Genomic DNA, 17,452 nt, shown 5'->3' on the forward strand with positions numbered 1-17,452 from the left:
GGTAGACGGCTGAACAATAGTGCACTACCCAGTTTCATTTTATGTCCTACGGCGCAAACAGGCGACCGGCTGGACCTATTAGTGAGGAGGATATGTAGCGTGGTCGCGATGGCTGCGACCAGTCTGCGGCAAGATGGGCCGATGCCCGGGCCTTCCTCCGATTTCCGTCTGTACCACTCCAACGCGCTGGACGTGCTCGCCGGTTTGCTGGCGGCCGAGTTGCGCCAGCCTGTTCCCGGTCAGCCGCTATTGGCGCCGGATATCGTGCTGATTCCGCAGGTGGCGATGCGGCGCTGGTTGCAGGCCACGCTCGCGGCCGAACACGGCATCGCCGCCAATCTGGAATTCCTGACGCCCGGCGAGTTCGTGCAGCGCGCGCTCGACGCCAATGTTGACGGTGCCGCAGACGACCTGGGCGCGGACGCCTTGCGCTGGCAGTTGTACGCGGCGCTCACCGATGCGGCGGTCCTGCGCGAACCGGCCCTGCAGCCGCTCAGGCGATACCTGGGTAGCGACGATGCGCTGAAACCGTGGTCGCTGGCGGGAGAGCTGGCATCGGTGTTCGAGAAATACCAGGCCTGGCGCCGCGACTGGCTGCTGGGCTGGGAGGCAGGGCAGGCGCCGCGCGATCCGCAGGCGGCGCTGTGGCGTCGTATCGCCGGCGGGCGCGCGCACCGGGCGCGCCGCATCGACGACTATCTCGCGCGCTTCGGACAAGCGGGCGGCGGCAACGTCACGCTTCCGGCCGGGTTGCCGCCACGGCTGTTCGCCTTCGCCACGCTCAATGTTTCGCCTGACGTCCTGCGGGTGATCGCCACTCAGGCCCGGGTCGGTGTGCTGCATTTCTATATGCCGACCCCGACCCGCTCGTACTGGGGCGATCTGCAGACGGTGGCTCAGCGCCTGCGCGCGGAGGAAAGCGATCCGTTCGGCGCGGTCGAATCCGACAACCCGCTGCTGCAGGCCTGGGGCGCGGCCGGCCGCGATTTCATCGGCGTGCTCGGCAGCTACGAAGTGGTGCACCCCTCCGGCGAGATCGCGGCCTACGCCGATCCCGAACAACGCCACGACGACCGCCCGGACCGCGACAGTCTGCTGCAGCGCCTGCAACGCGACCTGCTGCATCGACGTCCGCCACCTTCGATGCCCTGGCGCGAGGCAGTGGACATCCATGACCCCAGCTTGCAGATACATGCCTCGCCTACGCGCCTGCGCGAAGTACAGGTGCTGCACGACCAGTTGCGCGGCCTGCTCGAAGACACCCGCTACGATCCACCATTGCAGCCGCGCGAGATCGCCGTGCTGGCGCCCGATATCGATCCGTACGCGCCGCATATCGAGGCCGTGTTCGGCGGTCTGGCCGGCAGCACGGATTTCATTCCCTATGCTCTGGCCGATACCAGTCCGTTGGCGAGCGAACCGCTAGCGGAAGTTTTCCTGCATCTGCTCACACTGCCAATCTCGCGCTTCGGCCTCAACGAAATCCTCGACCTGCTGGCTTGCGCGCCCATTGCCAGCGCCGCCGGCCTGGATGCACCCGCGCTGGAGCGACTGCACGGCTGGCTGTCCGCGGCCGGCGCGCGCTGGGGCATCGATGCCGATCATCGCCAACGCCATCGGGCGCCGCGCGACGATGCCTACACCTGGACGTTCGCGCTCGACCGTCTGTTGCTAGGCCACGCCAGTGGTGCCGAAGACGAAATCGCCGGCGTAGCGCCGTGGCCAGAACTGGAAGGCAGCGCACTGGCCGCGCTCGATGCCTTGATCCGCCTGCTGCGTGTGCTTGCACGCAATGAACGCATGCTGGGCGAAGCGATGACGCCAGCGCAGTGGCGCGAAAGATTGCTGGGCCTGCTCGAAGCGATCCTGCCGCAGGCGCCGCAAGCGCTCGCCGACCAGCGCGCGCTGGAACGTTTGCGCAACGGCATCGATGACTTCGCCCGGGCCGCGCATCGCGCCGGCTTCGACAAGCCGGTTCCGCCGGAAGTGGTGCGCGCGCATTTCGCCACGCAGCTGGCTGAGGCGGACACCCGCGCGCCGCTGCTGACCGGTGGCGTCAGCTTCGGCCGTATGGTGCCGATGCGCTTGTTGCCGTTCCGCGCGATCTGCGTGCTGGGAATGAACGATGGCGATTACCCGCGCCGCGATCCGGCGGCCGGACTCAATCAGCTCACCGCCGAACTGGGAACCGACAAGCGCCGTTACGGCGACCGCTCCCTGCGCGAGGACGACCGCTATCTACTCCTGCAGCTGTTCACCGCTGCGTCCGAAGTGTTCTACCTGAGCTATCTGGGCGCGGATCCGCGCGACGGCAGCGCACGCGAACCGTCGGTATTGGTTTCCGAGTTGGCCGACATCGCCAGCCGCTATCACTCGCAACCGCAGATCGCTGCCGAAGTCCTTGTCGTGCGCCATCCCTTGCAGCCATTCGCGGCCGCCGCCTTCGGTGCGGGCGACGAAGGCAGCGACGAACACACCGAACCGCGCCGCTACAGTTATCGCAGCGAATGGCGGCCGGCCGCGGCCGCTGCGCCGGCGTCGCGCAGCGCACTCGCGCGCTGGTTAGTCGATCCGTTGCCGTCGGGCGAAGTGGTGGAATCGCTGTCGCTCTCCGACTTGAGCAGTTTTCTGCGCGATCCCGCCGATGCTTTCCTGCGACACCGCCTTGCGCTGCGCTTGCCAGAGATGGGCGAGGCGATGGAGGACTGCGAGCCATTGGCCGCGCCTGGCCGCGGTCTGCGGCGCTGGCAGTTGCAGCAGGCATTGTTCGAAGCTTGCGTGCGCGGATCGGTCGACGATGCGCAGCTCCACCGCGAACTGCGCGCACGCGCGCTGCTTCCGTCCGGACCGCTAGGCGAGCGCCAGTTGAAAGCGTTGCGTGCACAGGTGCAGCCTTACGCCGATGCGTTCGCCAGCTGGCGCAACGGGCAGGAAGCGCAGCCGGAAGTGTTCGAACTCGATTTGGATGGCGTGCGCCTGTACGGCCGCATCGAACAGTCGTACGCCAACGGATTGGCGCGATTCCGTTTCGACAAACTGCATGGGCCTTCGCAGATCGCGCACGGGCTGGACTGGCTGGTGATGTCCGCGCTTGGACGCGCAAGCACGTTGTTCCAGTTCTACGAAACCGGAAGCGGTCCCGGTCCCCTCTTGCGCGCTCCGGTACAGGTGGATGCCGCGCGCGACGCGCTGCGTGCGTTGCTGCGCCTGCGCACGCAGGGCTTGCGCGAACCCCTGCCGTTCGCTCCGCGCGCGGGCTGGATGTTGTACGACGGAGAGAGCCGGCTCGCCGCAGGCGAGAAGCCGCGCGCCAACAGCAAGACGCCGTGGGAGCGCGCCCACGATCAATGGCAGGCCGAGCGCGGCTTCAGCGAAGGCGACACCGGTAGCGCGCGGCTGGCGCTGCGCGGACGCGATCCGTTCCAGGACTCTGAGTTGGAAGAGGAATTCCGCGCCATCGCCCGAATCGTTTTCGACGCGGTGATCCTGGGACGCGATGGAGAGGCCGTATGAGCGCGCCACTCGATACCTTCGCCCTGCAAGGCGCTACCGACGCCTATCTCGATGTCCCTCTGCACGGCGTGCGACTGATCGAAGCCAGCGCCGGCACCGGCAAAACCTTCACCCTGGCCACGTTGGTCATGCGCCTGCTGATCGAGCGCGGCCTGCGCTTGGAGCAGGTGTTGGCGGTGACTTTCACCGACGCAGCGACGCAGGAGTTGCGCGCACGCCTGCGCAAGCGTCTGGCGCTGGCGGCCGATATCGCGCGCGAACTGCTGGCCGGTACCGATCCGACTCGCCCGGAAACTCCCGAAGTCGCGTTGACCCGGCAGATCCTCGAACGCCAGCTGGCTTTCGAGGACGCTGCGACACTGCATGCGCGTTTGCGGCGTGCCGAACACGAAATCGACCTGGCCTCGGTGTTCACCATTCACGGTTTCTGCGCGCGCCTGCTGGCCGAACACGCGCTGCAGACCGGCCAGGCTTTCGATCCGCCGGAAATGATCGGCAGCGAACGCGAACTGCACGACGAACTCGCCACCGACCTGTGGCGCGCGCACGGCGCCGATCCGCGCGATGCCGAACTGCTGCAGACGCTGTGGTCGTCCCCGGATCAGCTGGCCGGCGATCTCGGCGCGCTGCTGCGAATTCCCGTGCTGTCGCCGCATCGGCCCGACGATAGCCCCGATCCGCTTCCCGCATTGCAGGCCGCCTTCGATGGATTGGGCGTGGCGCTGGCAAGCCACGGCGCGGACGCGCGCGCCAAGATCGGCACCGCGTTCGCGGCCAAGCATTTCGATGGACGCAAGGCGCGTGCGGCCAGTTTCGAACAAGCCTGGGATTCGCTGGAACGCGGCGTGGCCGGCATCTGCCTGACCTGCGACGATCCGCACCTGGACAAGCTCACGCCCGAGCGTTTGCGGAGCTTCGCCAAGGCGGGCAGCGAAGATCGCGTGCCGACCTCGCCGTTGTTCGACGCGCTGGGCGAATGGTTCGCCGCCGACCGGCTGCGCGCGCAATGGCTGGCGGAGCAAGCGCTGATCCTGCTGTACCGTATCCGCGACGACGCGCATCAGCGCCTGGACCTGCTCAAGCGCACGCGCCGCCTGCAGACCTACGACGATCTGATCGACGACGTCGCCGAGGCGCTGGACGGACCTTATGGCGAAACGCTGGCCCGTAACCTGCGCAGCCAATACGCCATCGCGCTGGTGGACGAATTCCAGGACACCGACGCGCGGCAATGGTCGATCTTCCGGCGCGTGTTCGGGAGTGCCGATGAGCAAACCGCGGAATCCGCTGCACCGGCGCCGGTTCAGAGCGGGCTCGTCCAAACCGGACCGGTTCAAACCGGGCTGTTCCTGATCGGCGATCCCAAGCAGGCCATCTACGGTTTCCGCGGTGGCGACGTGCACACCTATCTCGCCGCAAAGCGAGAGGCGATTGCCGCGCCGCCGTTGACGCACAACTTCCGTTCGCGTCCCGGGGTGTTGCGTGCGATCGAGGCGCTGTACGCCCAGGCCGGCGAGCATGCGTTCGTCGACGAAGGCATCCGCTTCCATTCCGTATCGCCAGGCGCGAGCACCGCCGATGCCGATTACCAGCGCAACGGAAGCACCGCACCGGCATTGACGCTCCGCGTTCTGGAAGCCCCCGCAACCGATGCCGAAAGCAGATCGGCTCCCTTGAGCGCGCCGGAATCGCGCCGGATCGCCTGCGAAGCCTGCGTCGAGGCGATCCATTCGATCCTCAGCGATGCGCGTGCAGGACTTGCGAGTATCGACGGCAAGCGCGTGCAAGCCGGCGACATCGCCGTGCTGGTGCGCAGCCATGCCGAAGCCACGCGCATGCGGATGGCGCTTTCGACGGCCGGCATTCCGGCGGTAGCCGCTGGCAAGCAAAGCCTGTTCGAAACCGAACAGGCCGACGAGCTGCTCGCTGTGTTCGAAGCCCTGCTACAGCCCGCCGACGAAGGCCGCTTGCGCGCCGCACTGTCGACGGTGCTGCTCGGGGCCGACGCGTCTGCCATCGATCGCCTCGACCACGACGACGACTGGCGCAGCGGCAAACAACTGCAGGCATTGGCGTGGCGCGAACGCTGGCAGCGCCACGGCCCGCTGGCGCTGGTCTCCGATCTGTGCGCGGCCAACGCCGAACGCCTGCTGCGGCTGGGCGATGGCGAACGCCGGCTGACCAACCTGATGCAACTCGGCGAACTGCTGCAGGAAGCCGATGCGCGCTCGCTCGGCATGCATGGCCTGGTCGACTGGCTGCGCGCGCATATCGCCGATGCCGATGCCAACGACGAGCAGCAACTGCTACGGCTGGAATCGGATGCGCGGCGGGTGCAGATCCTGACTCTGCACAAAGCCAAGGGGCTTGAGTTCCCCTTGGTGTTTCTGCCTTTCGTTGGCGTGGGCAAGAAGGAAGACAAGCCCTCGCGCCATTGCCAGGTGCCCACCGCGAGCGGGCGCGTGCTGCACTGGAAGCTGGGCAAGAGCGACGATTCACAGCGCTGGCTCGAAGCCGTCGCCGCTTGGGAGCACGAACAGCGTGCCGAGGATGCGCGTCTGCTCTATGTTGGATTGACCCGCGCCGAACATGCACTGTGGCTGGCAGCTGGCGATTTCTACAAGAGCGACACCACCGCTCTGGCGCCGATGCTGGCGCGATGGGACGAGCTGCGCGGATACGCCGACATCGCCGTCGATGCGCGCGCGCCGCAAGGACTGCCGTCGCCGCTGCCGCACGAATCGGTGCCGGAAGTCCCGCCTGCGCGCCAGTCGCGCCGCATCGTCTCGCGCGACTGGTGGGTCTACAGCTTCACCCAGCTCAGCAAGGCCGACGCCGGCGAATATGGAGTCGCAGCGACCACAGGTGAGCGAGGCGCGGAGGACGAACCGGAATCGGTGGTAGGCGAAGAGTTGGACGCACCCGTCGCCATCGACTATCGCTTCAGCGGCAGCCGCTTCGGCAACGTGCTGCATGCAGCACTGGAACATGTCGACTTCGCCGCCTGGCGCGATTGGCGTGAGCAAGCCGCGCCAGCCGGACAGGACGAGCCGCTTCGCACTGCGCTGCGCGGCGGCGGTTATGTCGAGGCAGAACTGGAGGACGGCCTTGCCGAGCTCACCCGCCTGGTCGGGCGCACGCTCACCGTGCCCCTGCCCGAAGGCGGGCGCCTGTGCCAATTGCCAGCAGAGGCGCGTCGCGCCGAACTCGATTTCCATTTCGCGCTGAAGCCGACTTCGGTCGAGGCCTTGCTGGCGACGCTGCATGCGCATGGCGTGCTGCCAGGGCGACGCGCATTCGGCTTGCGCCGCCAGCTAGAAGGCCTGATGACCGGCAAGATCGATCTGACCTACCATCGCGACGGACGCTGGTATTTGCTCGACTACAAATCCAACCGTCTGCCTGCCTACGACGCGGCCAACCTCGATCTGGCCATGACGCATAGCGAGTACGATCTGCAGGCGCTGATCTATACCATCGCCCTGCATCGCTGGCTGCGCTTCCGCTTGAGCGATGCTTACGACTACACGCGAGATTTCGGCGGCGCACGCTATCTGTTCTGCCGCGGCCTGGACACGCAGGGCGATACGGTCGACGGCATCCATGCGTGGAAGCCGCCGCTGGAACTGGTCGCCGCGCTGGATGCGCTGTTCGCCGGAGACGGCGCATGAGCTTGCTCGACGACCTGTTCCGCAGCGGAACTCTGCGCGTGATCGACCATGCACTGGCACAGAGCCTGCGGCGTCTCGATCCCGCCACGCCCGACACCGTGCTCGCCGCCGCTGCGTTGGCCTCTTACGCGGTCGGGCAGGGCAATGCGGCATTCGATACGACGCGGCCGCAGCTACTTTTCGATGCCGACATCGACTGGCCGAACCCCGAGACCTGGAATCAGGCGCTGTCCGATTCGCGCTGGGTCAGCACGCCGAATACGGAAGACTCTGCCTCCAGTGCCGCACCCCTGGTATTGGAGAACGGACTGCTCTACCTGCGCCGTTACCGGCAGTACGAATACCGGCTGGCCCTGCGCCTGCGGCAGATCGCGGCGCAGACCCTACAAGCCGACGACCTCGCAGCGTTGGCGCCGTTGTTCGCAGTATTGTTCCCCGAGGCCCGCGACAGCGACGACCGCCAGGCGCGCGCGGCCGCGTCGGCCTTGCTGCGTCCGCTGTTGTTGGTCACGGGTGGTCCCGGGACCGGCAAGACCACCACCATCGCCCGCTTGCTGCTGTTGCGGCTGGCGCAAGCGCGGCACGCCGGCGAAACCCAGCCGCGCATCGCACTCGCAGCGCCGACCGGACGCGCCGCCGAACGCATGGCCGAAAGTCTGCGTACCGCAATTTCCGCTTTGCGCGGAACGCCGGGCGTCGATGCCGCGCTATGCGATGCGCTGCCGACGCAGGCCAGCACCCTGCATCGCTTGCTGGGGACGATCCCCGACAGTCCGCGCTTCCGTTTCGACGCGCAACATCCGTTGCCGTTCGACATCGTGGTGGTCGATGAGGCGTCGATGGTCGATCTGCCGCTGATGTGCAAACTGGTCGAAGCCGTACCCGACCGTGGACAGCTGGTCCTGCTCGGCGATCCCGACCAGCTGCCTTCGGTGGAAGCAGGCGATGTGCTTGCCGCCATCCTCGATGCGGCTGGCGATAGCGTCGATGCCGAGCGCTCGCTCGCGCCCCTGTTTGGGGAAGGCGATACCGATTCAGCTCGCGCCCCATCAACGCAACGTCCCGCTTCGCCCCTGGCTGGACACCACGTGCGACTGCAACGCGGCTATCGGCAGGATGAAGCGTTCGGGCTCGCGCCGCTCGCGCTCGCCGTACGTGAAGGCGATGCGGATGCAGCGATCGCATTGCTGCGTGACGGCCGGTTGGCTGGCGTGCATTTTCACGAGAACCTGCTCGATCCGCTGCTGGCGCATCGCGACGCATTGCTCGTGCACTGGCGTCGCCTGGCTGAGATCGACGATCCCGAATCCGCGCTAGCGCTGGCGGCGCGTTTGCGTCTGCTGACCGCCGTGCGCGAAGGCCCGCAAGGCGCGCGCGGCCTCAACGCGCGCATCGAGGAAGCGTTGGGAGCAAACCGCGGCCAGGGCACTGCATATTTCCATGGCCGCCTGCTGCTCGTCACCGAAAACAGTTACCGGCAGCGCCTGTTCAACGGCGACATCGGCATCTGCCTGCGCGGCGACAAGGGTGCGCCGGTGGTGTGGTTCGCAGGCGATGCGGAAGGCGGGCCGCGACCCTTCCATCCGGCTGCCTTGCCCGCGCACGAAAGCGCCTTCGCCATGACCGTGCACAAGGCGCAAGGTTCGGAATTCGACGAGGTCTGGTTGCAACTGCCACGTCAGCGAACCCGCGTGCTTTCGCGAGAGCTGATCTACACCGCACTGACTCGCGCGCGCCGTGAAGTGCATGTCTGCGCCAGCGCAGACTCCTTAAGGCAAGCACTGGCCCACCGCGTCGAACGCGTATCGGGCCTCGCTGCGCGCCTGGCATGAGCGCTTCGGACACTCAGGGCGGAAGCTCGGCCGCTGGGTTACGATGCGCGTCCCCACAGGGAAACCGATCCCATGAGCAAGTCCGCGAAAAAACCTAGTCCGCACAAGGTCACCCAGGACCAGGCCGAAGACGCCGTGCGCACGCTGCTGGCCTGGGCCGGCGAAGACCCGACCCGCGAGGGCCTGCTGGATACGCCCAGGCGAGTGGCCGAAGCCTACGGCGACTGGTTCAGCGGCTACCGCGAGGATCCGCAAGAGTACATGGCGCGCACCTTCAAGGAGGTGGCCGGCTACGACGAACTCATCGTGCTGCGCGATATCGAATACGAAAGCCATTGCGAGCACCACATGGCGCCGATCATCGGCAAGGTCCATGTCGGTTACCTGCCCAATGGCAAGGTGGTGGGCATCAGCAAACTGGCGCGTGTGGTCGAAGCTTATGCGCGCCGCTTCCAGGTGCAGGAAAAAATGACCGCGCAGATCGCCCAGTGCATCCAGGACGTGCTGCAGCCGCTGGGCGTTGGCGTGGTGGTGGAGGGCGCGCACGAATGCATGACTACGCGCGGCATCCACAAGCGCGGGGTCAGCATGGTCACTTCGAAGATGCTCGGCAGTTTCCGCGAGGATGCGCGCACTCGCGCCGAATTTCTGCGCTTCATCGAAGTCGGTAACGGCAAGCGTTGATCGATGGCTGCCGCGTCGCCGTGTCCTTGCGGCTCTGGCCGCGGCTATGCGCACTGTTGCCGTCCGTTGCATGAGGGTGCGCCAGCCGCCGATGCCGAAGCGCTCATGCGTTCGCGCTACAGCGCCTATGCGCTCGGGCTGGGCCAATATCTTCGCGTTAGCTGGCACACGAGCACGCGACCGGCGGATTTCGATCTCGACGCTTCGGGACAGCGGCCGACCTGGCTGGGTTTGAGCGTCAAGCGGCATCTGGATACCGGTGCCGACAACGCTGAAGTCGAATTCATCGCGCGGTACCGGGTGGGTGGCGGCAGCGCGGTGCGACTCCATGAGCGCAGCCGCTTTCTGCGCGAACATGGGCGCTGGTTCTATCTGGATGGCCAGCACCTATAGTTCGGCGAGGGTGGGCTGCGAATATTCCCGCTAAACTGCGGCCTTTCTGTCGACCGGCCTTCCTGTGAACGCAGCTCCCCAGACTCCAGGCAAGCGCAACGCCGCCTTGATCTTCATCTTCGTGACTGTGCTGATCGATGTGTTGTCCTTCGGCGTCATCATTCCGGTGCTGCCGGGGTTGGTCCGCCAGTTCACCGGCGGGGACTACGTGCAAGCGGCCGGATGGATCGGCATCTTCGGTTTTCTGTTCGCGGCGATCCAGTTCGTCAGCTCGCCGATCCAGGGCACGCTGTCCGATCGTTATGGCCGCCGCCCGGTGATCCTGCTGTCGTGCCTGGGCTTGGGCATCGACTTCATGCTGATGGCGCTGGCCCAGTCGCTGCCTTGGCTGCTGGTGGCGCGCATCTTCTCGGGTATCTTCTCCGCCAGCTTCACCACCGCCAACGCGTACATCGCCGATGTCACTCCGCCGGACAAGCGCGCCAAAGCATTCGGCATGATCGGCGCGGCGTTCGGCCTGGGGTTCATCCTGGGACCGGCATTGGGCGGTTACCTCAGTACCTTCAACCTGCGTGCGCCGTTCTGGTTCGCCGCGGGCTTGGCCACGTTGAACTTCCTTTATGGCTGGTTCGTGCTGCCGGAATCCCTGCCCAAGGAAAAACGCACCGCCCGCTTCGACTGGGCCCATGCCAACCCAATCGGCTCGCTGGTGCTGTTGAAGAAGTATCCGCAGGTGTTCGGTTTGGCCGCGGTGGTGTTCATGGCCAACTTCGCCCACTACGTGTATCCCAGCGTGTTCGTGCTGTTCGCGGAATACCAGTACCAATGGACCAACCAGCAGGTGGGCTGGGTGTTGGCCATCGTCGGCGTCTGCAGCGTGATCGTGCAGGCCGGCTTGATGGGGCCATTGGTGAAGAAGTTGGGCGAGCGCCGCACCTTGCTATTGGGGCTAGCCTGCGGAGTCGTCGGTTTCATGATCTATGGCGCAGCCGAAGCAGGCTGGATGTTCCTGATCGGCCTGCCGATCTCGGCGCTGTGGGGCGTTGCCGGTCCGGCAAGTCAATCTTTGATCACGCGCCAGGTCGATGCCAGCGCGCAGGGTCGCGTGCAGGGCGCCTTGATGAGTCTGATCAGCCTGGCCGGCGTGTTCGCACCGCTGGCCTTCGCCGGCACCTTCGCCTTGTTCATCAGCGACCGCGCCCCGACGCACCTGCCCGGCGCGCCGTGGCTGCTGGCGGCAGGCTTGCTGTTCGGCGCTCTGTTAGTGGGATGGCGCTATGCGCGCGAACGCCCCGCGCCTGCCGGTGCCTGGTCGCGCGCGGAGCAGGAGCCGTGACGATAGGAGCAGGCGAGTTTCAGGGCTTTCCCGTATTACGGATCGAGACGCCACTGGCCAGCGCTGCGATTTCGCTGCATGGCGGCCAGCTGCTGTCGTACTCACCGCGCGGATTCGACGATCTGTTGTGGCTCTCGCCGGTCAGCAAGCGCGCGCCCGATGCGATCCGCGGCGGCGTACCGGTGTGCTGGCCGTATTTCGGTCGCGAGGGACAATCGCCGGAAGTGCCGCAGCATGGATTCGCACGCAACACGCAGTGGACCCTGGTCGATTCGCGAATCGATGCCGAAGGCGAAGCCACGATCGAGTTGGCGCTGCCGCAGAAAGCGGGCGTTCCGCTGCGCCTGATCCAGACCCTACGCATTGGCAACGAGCTGCATCAGTCGCTGACCACGCACAACATCGGCGTCGCGGCCGTCTCGCTCACGCAGGCCTTGCACAGCTATTTCCGCGTCGGCGATGCGGAGCGCACGCACGTGACCGGACTGGAAGGTCTGACGTACGCCGACCGCTACGACGGCCAGCAACATGCGCAATCGGGTCAGTGGAACCTGCAGAATCCGCGCGATCCCGGGCGCAGCGACCGCACTTATCAGCGCGCCGGCAATCGTTTCGCACTCGTCGATCCGGCTCTGAATCGCCGCATCGAGTTGACCACCTCAGGCAGCCGTTCCCTGGTGGTGTGGAATCCAGGGCGGACCGGCATCGCCGCAATCGGCGATGCTCCAAGCGATGGCTGGCGTCATTTCGTGTGCCTGGAAGCGACCAATGCAGGCGAAGACGTGATCGAACTGGAGCCCAATGGGAGCCACACGCTGCAACAGATCGTCAGCGTGTCTTCTCTATGAAGGTTTACAGGCCTTGCTTCACGAATTCCGCGTTCAATGCGTAGACCAGCTTGCCGACTTGCGGCGTGAGACAGGTGTTGAACGTTGCTGGATTGGCACAACTCGCATCCACGTCCGCGGAAATTTTCTTCAGTCCGTAGTTGGCCAGGATCTGGCGCGCCTTGACGAAGCAGGCTTGCCCCGGCGACCCGGTCTGCAAGTTGGCGTACTTGGTACTGCAATAGGTCATAGCGCTGGCCAAGGCCGCCGAGTTGATTGCATAGAGCGACGGGCTAGGCTTGGCGGGCGCGGCGACTTGGGCGGCAGCGGGTCCGCACATTGCGAGCAACAGCACTGCGGCGTAGGCGTTTTTCAACATAGGCATTCCTCCGGGTGCGCGCATTGTCGACTGCAAACGCAGGCCGCGCCAGTACCATGACCGAATGCCTCAGGATATCGACAAAGAAGAGGGCCGCATCGCTGCGGCCCTCTTTCTTTGGTCGAACGGAGAACGACTCAATCGTTCTCGACATGCAAGATGTGACCGTCCTTCGGATCGAGGTGGATTTCCACATCGTTGCCGTCGGCGCGTTCGGCTTCGGCCTTCCATACGCCGTCGTCGAAATCGACATCGTGCACCTTGGAGTAGCCGGCTGCCGACAGCTTGGCCTTGACGTCGTCCTCGCTCAACGTGGACACCAGCGCTTCGGCATAGATGCGCTTGCTGGCCGGATCCACACGCACGTCGACGCGATTGCCGTCGGCGCTGGTGGCGTCGGTTTCCCAAGCGCCATCCTCGAAGTCGAGATCGTCGATGCGGGTGTAGCCTTTCTCCGTCAGCAACGCACGTACCTGCGGCTCGGTCAGCGCATCGGCCTGGGGCGCTTGCGCCAGGGCGGCGCCGGACGCGATCAGCGCCGCAGGTAACAACAACATTCGTAGTTGGAATTTGCGCATGGATATTCTCCCGCGTTGGATTGAGCAGGGAGTGTGCAAGCCCGCACCTCACTGTCGCGTGAACTCACGGCGCCTGGACAATGCTGACTCGCAGGCAACGCGTGCGCGCATTACGCTCCCATGCGGCGGCAAAGCCGTCAGTGCGCCTGCGGTGCGCCTCCTCCTCTGGGGCCCGCGGTCGTCGGTGGTTCTCCATGCATGCGGTTGGCGAGGCCTAGGCCCCATACCAGCAACGCGACGACGACGAGTTGATACACGATGTCCGCACCGGTACTCGGACCCTTCCCGGCGAAAATGGCGAATATGCCGATCAGAGTTCCCAGCAACGCAATTCCCTGCGTGGCCAGCGCATCGCTCCGCGTCCATGCAGGCTTTATCCAGCTCATCACCGCCGCCGCATACAGGACCAACGCAAGCACGGCTTCGACGATGCTGGCCTGACGGTGTTCATAGCCGGCCATCAGCAGCCCGGAATGCACTACGCAGCCGATCAGGAACGTGGTCGCCTGGGCCAGCAGCAGTGTGCGCATGGCCGCTCTTTCGTTCATATGGATCATGGTTTTGATATTCATTTGTGCAGCTCCCGGAGTCGCGTTGTCCACGCGCGCGCCTACAACGCGCTTGCGCGGTGCGCGCCGGGCACTTCGGGTTTCTGCGCTGGATTCGTGCCGGATTGCGGCAGTGGGCGGATGCCCGTTCGCCCCGGGAAGTGCCCGAAATACTCAGCAAAAAGCGCTGGAAGCGGGGCGGGGTGGCGGTCCAGCCGATAGGCGAATCCACGCATCGTCTGGAGTGAATTGGACTCCAGTAAAGATTAAGTTCGTGAGAAGAATCGGCCGGCGCGAAGCTCGGTTCAGTTCCGGCGACGCCACACAAGCAAGGTAACCGCGCCGGCGACCAGCCCCCAGAATGCCGAACCGATCCCACCCAGCGAAATGCCGGACGCCGTCACCAGAAAAGCGATCAATGCCGGCTCGCGGTCGCTTTCCTCGCGCATCGCCGCCGCCAGGCTATTACCGATGGTGCCGAACAGGGCGAGCCCCGCGATGGCCATCACCAGTTCTTTCGGGAACGCCGCGAACACCGCGGCGACCGTCGCGCCGAACAGGCCGACCAGCACATAGAACAAGCCGGCGAATACCGCGGCCATATAACGGCGCTCCGGATCGTGGTGCGCTTCGCGGCCCATGCAGATCGCCGCGGTGATCGCGGCCAGGTTCAAGGCGAATGCGCCGAATGGCGCCAGCAGCACGTTCGCCACGCCAGTCCAGCCGATGACGGGAGAGATAGGCACCGCATAACCCGAAGCGCGGATAACGGCCACGCCGGGCACGTTCTGCGAGGTCATGGTGACGATGAACAACGGCAGTGCGATGCCGAACACGGAAGCCAGCGACAGGGACGGCGTGGTGAAGACCGGGCGTGCGAATTCCAGCCGTACGCCGTCGGTATGCAACAGGCCCGTGGCACCGGCGATGGCGATGCCCAGCAACAGCGTCGCGATCACCGCATAGCGTGGGAACAAACGGCGCCCGCACAGATAGGCCACGAACATCGTCAACGCCATGCCCAGCTGCGTCTGCATGGAGACGAATACATCCAAGCCGAAGCGCAGCAGTACCCCGGCCAGCATGCCCGAAGCCAGCGAAACAGGAATACGATTCAACGACCGCTCGAACACGCCGCTGAAGCCTGCGATGGCCATCAGCAACGCCGACAGCACGAACGCGCCGATCGCTTCGGGGTAGGGCAGGCCGGCGGTGCTCGCAATCAGCATCGCCGCCCCGGGCGTGGACCATGCCGTCACCACCGGCATGCGGTAGCGCAGCGACAGCACGATGCAGGTGAGGCCCATGCCCAGCCCCAGCGCCCACATCCATGAAGCGATCTCCTGTTCCGAAGCGCCCAACGCCCGCGCGGCCTGGAACACGATCACGGCGGAACTGGCGAAACCGACCAACACCGTGACGAAACCGGCGGCCACTGCGGAAAGAGAAAAGTCGCGGGCGAAACGGTGTAAGAAATTCTGGCTCATCGCCTCATTGTCACCCAACTCATGACCGTAGGGAGGGTCTTGACCCGCCATTACCTTTCATCAATCTCGCGACGAGACCGCGTCCGCGCCTTTTCCTCAGCTGCCATCGCAACCGGAGAGATGGCAATGGCGGGTCAAGACCCGCCCTACGGGGATGGTAGGTGATTCGCCAATCCCGAGACCACGCCCAGCGACGGATCTCCATGAACCATGCGCGCATGCGGAAATGCCTCGCGCACCACGGCCTGCACATACGGCGCACGCGACATGCCGCCGGTCAAGAAGATACTGTCGGGCGGGCTTTCCAGTGTCTCGCTTACATCGGCCAACAAGCGGGCGAGCCGGCCCAGGAAATCCACGCTGGCCAGCTGCAGGTCATCGCGACTTGCCGCGACCGACAGTGCCGCATCGATGTAGTCCAGCTCGTGCCGGCTGGCGTCGTGTTCGCTGAGCCGCATCTTCATCGCTTCCACGGCGCGGTACAGGCGGGTGGTGCCGCCATCGAGCTGCAGCGCCTGCAGGCGCTCGTTGTAGGGCGTCGCTACTTCGCTGAAATCGCGCTTGTGGAAGGCGCGCTGACGCGGCATGTCCTGGACCATGGCCGCATCCACGAAATGGTGCGCGGGCACGCGGGTGTCGCCGCGTCCGAACAGCGGCATGAAGTGGGCCATGCTCAAGGCCAGATCCACATCGGTGCCGCCATTGGGTAGGCCCCAGGCGCGATGGATCACCGGCGCCTCGCTGCCGCCGACCCATGCGTGGGCGATATCGGTGGTGCCGCCGCCGATATCCACCACCAGCGTGGAATGCCGAGTGTCGCTACCCACGTGGTAATGCAGCGCGGCGGCGGCGGGTTCCTCCAGGAAATCGACCGCATCGAAGCCGGCGATCTGCGCCGCTTCCGCCAGAATATCCAGCGCCTGTTCGCCGCCGGCCGGGCCCAGCGAGCTGCGGAATTGCACCGGTCGCCCGATCGTGGCGATGCGCACCGACGCGCCCAGCTGCTGGCTGGCGGTCAGGCGGATGTGTTCCAGGATGTGCGCAGCGATGCCGGTGATGGTCTGTCGCGCGCGCGGCAGCAGGTCGTAGCCCAGCATCGATTTGGGCGACTGCACCAGGTGGCCGCTGCCCTCCAACAGATAGCGGTCGATCGCGTCTTCGCCGAACACGGCATCGTCCAGATCCGCTGCCGCGTCCTCGGCCTCTTTAACCTGCGCTTCCAGCCATTGCCGACGCACGACCTGCACGGCATCGCGGTGCAACTGCGCATCGCTGCGCGGCATCACGCCGCTGCGGGTCTGCTCGGCCTTGGCTGCGCGCACTAGCACCGCCACTTCGCCTTCCAACGCGGTGGTCAAGCGGAAGTCGGCAGGGTCGGGCAGGCTGGTGGGGAAGAACACCGCGGTACGGAACTGCGGCAGTCCGCCGAAACGGATGTGTTCCAGCCGGTCGCCGATGCGCGCGGCCGCAGCGGAGTAGCTGGTGCCGAAGTCGATGCCGATTCTCATGCGGGGAGCGATGCTTGCGCGCGGGGGCCGGCGATTCTACGTGTTATCGGCGCGTCCGGAAGCCATGGCCGCCCCGCATGGATGAATGGGAGACCGTAGGGCGGGTCTTGACCCGCCATCGCAATGCCCCGCCCTCACGACGCTCCGGGCCTGCGTGTCGTCGTCGAGTGCCGCCGCAATCTGAACGTTGGCAATGGCGGGTCGAGACCCGCCCTACAGAAAACGGAACATCACGTAGGCGTCTACCAGACCGAGCTCTTTATGCCGGAATGCCTTCGGCAGTGTCCCCGCGATGGCGAACCCAAGTTTCCTGTACAGCTCCACGGCTGGCGCGTTGGTGCTCACCACATAGTTGAACTGCATCGCCATGAAGCCTTCGGCCCGGGCCTGGGCGATGCTGTGCAGCACAAGCGTGCGTCCGATGCCCTTGCCTTGGGCGGCGTGGCTGACCAGATAGGTGGCGCTGGCGACATGCGATCCAAGGCCGGGATAGTTCGCGCCGAGCTTGTACATACCCAGCACCGCCGAGTCGTCGACAGCGACATAAGAGGTCTGCGGACCGAACCAATGAGAATGGAACGTCTCGCGATTGAAGTCCGAGGAAAACGGCAGCGCATCGCCCGTGGCAATAACGGACTGGAGAATGTCCCACATCGCGTCGAGATCGGCGGCCGTTGCTTGTCGAATTTGCATTGT

At 65.5% G+C, this 17,452-nt stretch carries 13 protein-coding genes; 7 read left to right on the forward strand and 6 right to left on the reverse strand.

Annotated features, from left to right (window positions below; genetic code table 11):
• Positions 1-141 precede the first annotated feature (141 nt).
• The 7 genes from recC (at position 142) to AC1DTQ_RS06755 (ending at position 12,277) form a co-directional block, all read left to right on the forward strand.
• Positions 142-3,513 (forward strand): exodeoxyribonuclease V subunit gamma, encoded by a 3,372-nt coding sequence (gene recC, locus AC1DTQ_RS06725; protein WP_477848743.1) that lies wholly within the window; start codon positions 142-144, stop codon positions 3,511-3,513.
• Positions 3,510-7,184 (forward strand): UvrD-helicase domain-containing protein, encoded by a 3,675-nt coding sequence (locus tag AC1DTQ_RS06730; RefSeq protein ID WP_477848744.1) that lies wholly within the window; start codon positions 3,510-3,512, stop codon positions 7,182-7,184. Before recC ends, AC1DTQ_RS06730 begins: the two co-directional genes overlap by 4 nt.
• Positions 7,181-9,016: an exodeoxyribonuclease V subunit alpha gene (gene recD / locus AC1DTQ_RS06735; protein ID WP_477848745.1), complete on the forward strand. Its 1,836-nt coding sequence runs from the start codon at positions 7,181-7,183 to the stop codon at positions 9,014-9,016. The genes AC1DTQ_RS06730 and recD overlap by 4 nt, the downstream gene beginning before the upstream one ends.
• Positions 9,017-9,088: 72 nt before the next feature.
• Positions 9,089-9,700: a GTP cyclohydrolase I FolE gene (folE, locus tag AC1DTQ_RS06740; RefSeq protein ID WP_477848746.1), complete on the forward strand. Its 612-nt coding sequence runs from the start codon at positions 9,089-9,091 to the stop codon at positions 9,698-9,700.
• A 3-nt stretch (positions 9,701-9,703) separates the two neighbouring features.
• Entirely contained in the window at positions 9,704-10,093 is a 390-nt protein-coding gene (locus AC1DTQ_RS06745) for a YchJ family protein (RefSeq protein ID WP_477848747.1), read from the forward strand.
• Positions 10,094-10,139: 46 nt separating this feature from the next.
• A complete protein-coding gene (locus AC1DTQ_RS06750) occupies positions 10,140-11,429 on the forward strand; it encodes a TCR/Tet family MFS transporter (protein WP_477849151.1) in 1,290 nt (429 codons plus the stop codon).
• Complete coding sequence (locus AC1DTQ_RS06755) at positions 11,426-12,277, forward strand: D-hexose-6-phosphate mutarotase (RefSeq protein WP_477848748.1); 852 nt, start codon at positions 11,426-11,428, stop codon at positions 12,275-12,277. Before AC1DTQ_RS06750 ends, AC1DTQ_RS06755 begins: the two co-directional genes overlap by 4 nt.
• Before the next feature lie 4 nt (positions 12,278-12,281).
• Here the strand turns inward: AC1DTQ_RS06755 and AC1DTQ_RS06760 are convergent, their stop codons facing one another.
• The 6 genes from AC1DTQ_RS06760 to AC1DTQ_RS06785 form a co-directional block, all read right to left on the reverse strand.
• Positions 12,282-12,635 (reverse strand): hypothetical protein, encoded by a 354-nt coding sequence (locus AC1DTQ_RS06760; RefSeq protein ID WP_477848749.1) that lies wholly within the window; start codon positions 12,633-12,635, stop codon positions 12,282-12,284.
• Between the two features lie 137 nt (positions 12,636-12,772).
• Complete coding sequence (locus tag AC1DTQ_RS06765) at positions 12,773-13,213, reverse strand: PepSY domain-containing protein (RefSeq protein ID WP_477848750.1); 441 nt, start codon at positions 13,211-13,213, stop codon at positions 12,773-12,775.
• Positions 13,214-13,350: 137 nt separating this feature from the next.
• Positions 13,351-13,785: a hypothetical protein gene (locus tag AC1DTQ_RS06770; RefSeq protein WP_477848751.1), complete on the reverse strand. Its 435-nt coding sequence runs from the start codon at positions 13,783-13,785 to the stop codon at positions 13,351-13,353.
• Positions 13,786-14,066: 281 nt separating this feature from the next.
• Positions 14,067-15,248, reverse strand: coding sequence for a benzoate/H(+) symporter BenE family transporter (locus AC1DTQ_RS06775; RefSeq protein ID WP_477848752.1), 1,182 nt, complete (start codon positions 15,246-15,248; stop codon positions 14,067-14,069).
• 146 nt (positions 15,249-15,394) lie between these two features.
• Entirely contained in the window at positions 15,395-16,756 is a 1,362-nt protein-coding gene (locus AC1DTQ_RS06780; RefSeq protein ID WP_477848753.1) for an Hsp70 family protein, read from the reverse strand.
• A 213-nt stretch (positions 16,757-16,969) separates the two neighbouring features.
• Positions 16,970-17,449: an N-acetyltransferase family protein gene (locus AC1DTQ_RS06785; RefSeq protein WP_477848754.1), complete on the reverse strand. Its 480-nt coding sequence runs from the start codon at positions 17,447-17,449 to the stop codon at positions 16,970-16,972.
• Positions 17,450-17,452 lie beyond the last annotated feature (3 nt).

The organism is Pseudoxanthomonas sp. P4_B2, from assembly GCF_056402315.1.